The sequence below is a fragment of the Bacillus sp. 17RED48 genome, assembly GCF_019837545.1.
GTDB lineage: Bacteria > Bacillota > Bacilli > Bacillales > Bacillaceae_G > Bacillus_A > Bacillus_A wiedmannii.
In genome coordinates this window covers 1-7016 of record NZ_JADAXG010000029.1, presented here as the reverse complement: position 1 = coordinate 7016, position 7016 = coordinate 1, and the positions used below count along the sequence as shown (strand labels likewise).

Here is a 7016-nt window from a genome sequence, read left to right as displayed (position 1 = left end):
CCCGCCTGTTCCACCTTCTACAACAAAACGGACGGAAATCTCATCGATATGAGAAGAAAACGGTCTTTGATATCATGGGTGTTATCTATGAGTATAATGGATGCAGCAAGCAAAAGAAAGCTACATAAGAAAAAATGAAACCCGTTAGGGATTATTTTGCGTGCTTATTTTTAATAAATCCCCCCATTTGGGGAGATTTTAGTTCAAATGAACAAAATTTTGTTTTGTATCCATCCTTAAGTTGATGGGCATGAGGTAAAATGCCCATAATTCGGTTTTCCCTAGAAAAAGTAAAATAAATCCAATACATATTCGGATGTGTTTTCTACAATTTCTTTCAATGACGAATAACTCAATATCTACAACAATCTATTTCGTATCCCTCTTTTTTTTCGAGGGATGGGAAGAAACATCCAATTGTGAATTTTGTTTATTTAAAAGTGAGTTCCTCTTTCCTCACTCCCAAAAACAACAAAAAAAAATTGTTCTACAGAAATCTGAAGCCTTTAAGAAATACAGACAATACATAAAAAGAAGGTCTAAACAATCAATACCTCACCAAAAATAATGGGCTTATTTGTAGAAAAATTGTTACAGGAATACATAGAGTCATTACGAATATGTAACAATACACCTGGCATATATTTGTTAGGTGTATTAAAAATAAGGACCACATAAGGAGTGAAAAACATGAATTCATATGAAAATAAAAATGAATATGAAATATTGGAATCTTCATCAAATAATACAAATATGCCAAACAGATATCCTTTTGCAAATGATCCAAATATTTTTCCTATTATCCTGAACGATTGTCCGGGAAAACCATGGCAAGATACGTGGAAATCAATCTCGAATTTCATAAGTGTTATGGTAAGCATGGCACGATTCATAAGCTCACCTGGTGTACTAATTGGAATTCCTGCACTATTGGGAATAGTAAACCTACTAATTCCATCTTCTGGTCCATCTGTGGCAGCACTTTCTATATGTGATTTATTATCTATAATTCGTAAAGAGGTAGACGAGAGTGTTTTAAATGACGCGGTTGCAGATTTTAACGGTAAATTGACTAATTATAAAGAGTATTATCTTTCTTCTCTTCAGGAGTGGCTTAGTGCAGGTAAACCAAATGATAGCAGACTTAGTAATGTAGTTGAGTATTTCAAAAAGTCTGAAGAAGGTTTCAATGAAATTCTAGCAGGGTCATTATCAAGGCAGAATGCACAAATATTATTATTGCCTACGTTTGCGCAAGCTGCAAATGTACAGTTATTACTATTAAGGGATGCCGTTCAATATAAAAAAGAATGGGGAGCATTGTTGAGTGCGGAGAAAGTAGGATCGGAATTAATATCACCTACTATTGATTATGGTCAGCGATTAAAAGATAAAATAGCACAGTATACCAAGTATTGTGTATTTTGGTATCAGGAGGGTTTAAATCAGATAAAAGAGGGGGGGGCATATGCTGAAACTTGGTTGAAATTTAATAAATTTCGTAGAGAAATGACGTTAGCGGTATTGGATATTATCGCTCTATTTCCAACTTATGATTTTGCAAAATATCCATTAGGAACAAGTGTAGAGTTAACTAGGGAAATTTATACAGACCCAGTGGGATATTCAGGGGGAAATTATCGTTGGGAAGGGCTTTTTAGCTTTAATTCGTTAGAAGCTAATGGAACACGGGGACCTGGTTTAGTTAATTGGCTTCAAGCTATAGATATATATAGTCATTCTGTTTTTACTCAACCTGGTTATCTTATCGGCTGGGGAGGAACTCGTCATTATGAAGACTACACAAAGGGTAACGGTGCTTTTCAACGTATGTCTGGAACTACGAGTAATGATCCACATCCTATTAGTTTCGGCACTACTGATATATTTAAAATTAGTTCATTAGCTAGAGTTGAATTGCAACCATTTGTTGGGTATTCAATCCCACGGTATCGTACTTCACGTGCAGAATTTTTTCCGACAACACTAAATACTTTACTATATGAGAGAAACAGTTCTGGGTACTCACAGACAATTGAATCTGTGTTACCAGGTATTGATAATGATCTACCACCTAGTGCTAGAAATTACTCTCATAGATTATCAAATGCGGCATGTGTTCAATATGAAACCTCCGTAGTTAACGTATTTGGTTGGACACATACAAGTATGACAAGAAATAATCCAATTTATCCAGATAAAATTACACAAATACCGGCTGTGAAAGCTTTTGCTTTAGAAAACGACGCTTATGTTAGCGCTGGACCTGGTGATACAGGAGGAGATGTAGTAACGTTACGATATCTTGGACGTTTAAAAATACGTTTAACTCCTGCAACCACGAATAAAAATTACCTTGTTAGAATTCGCTATAAAAGTGAAATAAATGGTCAGATAAACGTACAAAGATGGTCGCCGAGTTCTACTATAGATCGTCATTATTTTGTTCCACGTTCAGGCTATGGTGATTCATTTGCCTATTTTGAAACCTTAGTTACTACATTTAATCAGCCAAATGTTGAAATAATTATACAAAATCTTGATCTCAATATTATCATTGACAAAGTTGAATTTATCCCACAGGATTCTACGGCCTTAGAATATGAAGGAAAACAAAGTCTAGAAAAGGCACAAAATGTAGTGAATGATTTATTTATCAATTAAACCAAAGTATGTATGAAAGTAGAGGGTATCGCTGTTTAACAAATACGCGAAAAAGGTTGTGAATCCTATGTTTACAAGTGGTACAAAAAATGCGTTAAGTATAGAAACGACAGATTATGAAATCGATCAAGCGGCAATTTCTATAGAATGTATGTCAGATGAGCAAAACTCACAGGAAAAAATGGTGTTATGGGATGAAGTAAAACGGGCAAAACAACTTAGTCAGTCACGAAATTTACTCCAAAATGGAGATTTCGGAGAATTTTCTGGGAATGATTGGACATTCAGTAATGATATTATCATAGGATCCAATAATTCTATTTTTAAAGGAAACTTTCTTCAGATGCGTGGAGCACGAGACATATATGGAACTATATTTCCAACCTATATCTATCAAAAAATAGATGAATCTAAATTAAAACCATATACACGGTATCGAGTAAGAGGGTTTGTGGGTAGTAGTAAAGATCTAAAATTAATGGTAACACGTTACGGGAAAGAAATTGATGCCATTATGAATGTTTCAAATGATTTGGCCTATATGCAGCCTAATCCTTCATGTGGAGATTATCGCTGTGAACCATCATCTCAGTATGTGAGCCAAGGGCGGTATCCTACACCAACAGATGGATATGCTCTTGATATGTATGCATGCCCGTCAAGTTCAGATAAAAAACATGTTATGTGTCACGATCGTCATCCATTTGATTTTCATATTGACACCGGAGAAGTAGATGCAAATACAAACGTAGGTATTGATGTTTTATTTAAAATTTCTAATCCAGACGGATACGCTACATTAGGGAATCTAGAAGTCATTGAAGAAGGGCCACTAACAGGCGAAGCATTGGTACATGTGAAACAAAAGGAAAAGAAATGGAAACAATACATGGAGAAAAAACGTTGGGAAACACAACAAGCCTATGATCCAGCAAAACAGGCAGTAGATGCATTATTCGCAAATGCACAAGAGTTACAATACCATATTACTTTAGATCATATTAAGAACGCCAATCAGTTGGTACAGTCAATTCCCTATGTACACCATGCTTGGTTACCGGATGTTCCAGGTATGAACGATGATTTATATCAAGGGTTAAACGCACGTATCATGCAGGCGTACAATTTATATGATGCACGAAATGTCATAACAAATGGTGACTTTACACAGGGGTTAACGGGATGGCACACAGCAGGTAAAGTAGATGTACAACAAATGGATGGATCTTCTGTATTAGTTCTATCAAACTGGAGTGCCGGGGTATCTCAAAATCTGCATGCTCAAAATCATCGTGGATATATGTTACGTGTGATTGCCAAAAAAGAAGGTCCTGGAAAAGGGTATGTAACGATGATGGATTGTAATGGAAAGCAGGAAACACTTAAGTTTATTTCTTGTGAAGAAGGATATATGACAAAAACAGTAGAGGTATTCCCGGAAAGTGATCGAATACGAATTGAAATGGGAGAAACAGAGGGTACGTTTTATGTAGATAGCATCGAGTTGCTTTGTATGAAAGGGTATACTAGCAATAATAACCCGCACACGGGTAATATGTATGAGCAAAGTTATAATGGAAATTATAATCAGAATACGAGCGATGTGTATCACCAAGGATATACAAACAACTATAAACAAGACTCTAGTAGTATGTATAATCAAAATTATACTAACAATGATGACCTGCATTCCAGTTGCACATGTAATCAAGGGCATAACTCTGGCTGTACATGTAATCAAGGATATAACCGTTAACGATTCTAAATAAGAATCAGTATACTTGCGAAAAACTAAAACCTTACTGACAAAGCCTATTGCATATCCTACAATAAACTTTACAAATAACTGAAATATTAAGGAGACCTTTTTCGTTTCCCCGATGTTCATTAATCTTTAATTAATGAACAAACTCCTTTACAGAACGATTTAGGCTTATTGGATTTAGATGTTGTTGAATCAATGATGAATCTTGAATAGGAATTTGGTATTCAAATTCTTGACGAGGTATCTGTCCATACGATTCAAAATCTGATTGATTATATAAGTGAACATACAAATCAAGTTAAAAAAGTGAGTTACTAAAAAAAAGAGGCCCATTCTAGTATCAGAACGGGCCTCTTTTTCCTGAATGGATAACTAGCAAAGTAACCATTTTACATACATAAACCATATATATGTAAGTATACCGCATTTTTGGTGTATAGAACCAAAAATGATAATAGAGAGCATAATTATGGTGAAATAAACCTATTTTTTAATTCCAAGAAGGTATTGAACAAATCCCTAACATCGATTATGTTAGGGATTTGTTTTGATAAGAAAAAGAAGACCAATTTACAATATTTTCAAAATGAAAATAAGATAAAATTTATGAGCATTTATTAGATTCATTCTTTACAATTTCTTTGAATAGCAAATACAAGATCAATTCAACCAATTAAAGAAAAGCTTTCTTCATTTGTTTTACTTACTTGATAAAAATGGACGAAAATCACATCATTATCATAAGAAAACTGTATTTGATATCTCAGGTATTGCATACGAACAACATCTATCAAAATAAAAAATGAAATATTTATAATTTTTAGCTCGTAATGGTTATTTAGTATGCTATCATTTTCGATACAGCTCTTTTATTGAATTGCTAGAAAGAAATTATAACATCTTTCTGTATTATATTTTCTTTGGCTTGATGGTGATGTTTCCGTACCCCATAACTACTGGAGATAGTAATTGAGATTGGGAAAAAACTAAATTAAAACCGTAAGCAGTAAAATCACTAACCGGTTCCTTAACGTACAAGGTACCGGTTAGTTTGTGTCCAAATTATGTCTAAACGTACAATTTTCCCGAAATGGTATGGTGAGATGCCCATCAACTTAAGGATGGATACAAAACAAAATTTTGTTCATTTGAACTAAAATCTCCCCAAATGGGGGGATTTATTAAAAATAAGCACGCAAAATAAACCCTAACGGGTTTGGAGTGGCCCCTGTCAAGTGGACAGAACTTAAAAAACACAATTAAACAACCTGCGTTCGATATTGATATGGACTCAGGTTGTTTAATTTTTTGAAATCTTTGATGATTATAAAAATAAATATATTGATGTACGGCCTCCTTAACTTCATCAACTGTTTTGAAAGAATATAAATAAAAGCATTCTGCTTTAAAGTGACTGAAAAAACTCTCTATACATGCGTTATCTAGGCAATTTCCTTTGCGAGACATACTAGCTTGTATTTGATATTTCTTTAGTAGTAGATGATATTGATTAGACCTGTACTGAGAACCTTGATCACTATGCAAAAGGATTCCTTTCAAGTTCCGTTTTTTTCTAGCTTTTTCGAGAGTATCTATTACAAGTTCAAGATCATTTTTACAACTTATGTTGTAAGCAACAATTTCATTGTTAAACAAATCTTTAATTACGGATAAATATAATTTTTGACCATTAAAATTTAGATAAGTAATATCTGTTACCCGTTTTTGATTTAGTGCTATAGCATAAAAGTCTCTATTGAGATAGTTCTGTGAAATCACATAAGCTTCTTTTTTTCCGTAATATGGGCGTGTCTTTCGAATGCTTGATTGAATTCCCAATTCTTTCATTAACCGCTGTATACGTTTATGGTTAAAGTGTAAATTATAAGTAAGTTTAAGCCATACTTGTATTCTTCTGTATCCATAAATTCCTTTTAATTTTTTATGGCATTCTAATATTTTTTTCTTAATGGCGGTATCTTCTAATTGTTTCTCGGAGAGAAACGTCTGTCGTTTTAACCATTTGTAATAGCCATTCCTTGATACTTTAGCAATATCACATAATAACGTAATTGTATAACCCTTTTCAAAGAGTTCTTGAATAACTTCAAATTTTGCACTTTTGGATACAGCTGTCATTCCTCCTTTCACATTTTTAAGAGCTTTTTTAACATTTCATTCTCAGCTTCTAAACGTTTTATTTTATTCTCTACAGTCTCTAGCGATTCTTTAGAATTTTTTCTACACTTTTTTCTTGATTTTCCTCGCTTCTCCTCTAACCCTTTAATCCCTTCAGCATTAAAATACCTTACCCAACGCATAACCATTGTATGGTCAATCTCTAATTTTTTTGCAACTTTTTTATATGCCATTCCTTCTTTTAAATATAGATCTACTGCTTTTTTCTTAAAAAAGACATCATAAGTTTTTTTGATTTTCCCCATACAAAATCCCCCCATACGTAAACAGATTAATGTGCTTTCTTTCTACTGTCTACTATGAGGGGATCATATCATATCAAAGACCGTTTTCTTCTCATATCGATGAGATTTCCGTCCGTTTTGTTGTAGAAGGTGGAACAGGCGGA

The 7016-nt window shown here is 33.8% G+C and carries 4 protein-coding genes; 2 read left to right on the top strand and 2 right to left on the bottom strand.

Annotated features, from left to right (window positions below; all coding sequences use genetic code 11):
• The first annotated feature begins 690 nt into the window (after positions 1-690).
• Positions 691-2664, top strand: a complete 1974-nt coding sequence (locus ILT06_RS31910) for an insecticidal delta-endotoxin Cry8Ea1 family protein (RefSeq protein ID WP_222655982.1) — start codon at positions 691-693, stop codon at positions 2662-2664.
• A 67-nt stretch (positions 2665-2731) separates the two neighbouring features.
• The gene (locus ILT06_RS31905; RefSeq protein WP_222655981.1) at positions 2732-4420 is read left to right on the top strand and encodes a pesticidial crystal protein; all 1689 of its coding nucleotides are present in this window, start codon (positions 2732-2734) and stop codon (positions 4418-4420) included.
• A 1119-nt stretch (positions 4421-5539) separates the two neighbouring features.
• Here the strand turns inward: ILT06_RS31905 and ILT06_RS31900 are convergent.
• Entirely contained in the window at positions 5540-6568 is a 1029-nt protein-coding gene (locus ILT06_RS31900) for an IS3 family transposase (protein ID WP_222655980.1), read from the bottom strand.
• An 8-nt stretch (positions 6569-6576) separates the two neighbouring features.
• Positions 6577-6873, bottom strand: coding sequence for a transposase (locus ILT06_RS31895; protein ID WP_222655979.1), 297 nt, complete (start codon positions 6871-6873; stop codon positions 6577-6579).
• Positions 6874-7016: the final 143 nt, after the last annotated feature.

What these genes read in the sequence shown, in the direction of transcription:
- ILT06_RS31910 (WP_222655982.1), top strand. Translation starts at nt 691, where the DNA reads ATGAATTCATATGAAAATAAAAATGAATATGAAATATTGGAATCTTCA.
- ILT06_RS31905 (WP_222655981.1), top strand. Translation starts at nt 2,732, where the DNA reads ATGTTTACAAGTGGTACAAAAAATGCGTTAAGTATAGAAACGACAGAT.
- ILT06_RS31900 (WP_222655980.1), bottom strand. Translation starts at nt 6,568, where the DNA reads ATGACAGCTGTATCCAAAAGTGCAAAATTTGAAGTTATTCAAGAACTC.
- ILT06_RS31895 (WP_222655979.1), bottom strand. Translation starts at nt 6,873, where the DNA reads ATGGGGAAAATCAAAAAAACTTATGATGTCTTTTTTAAGAAAAAAGCA.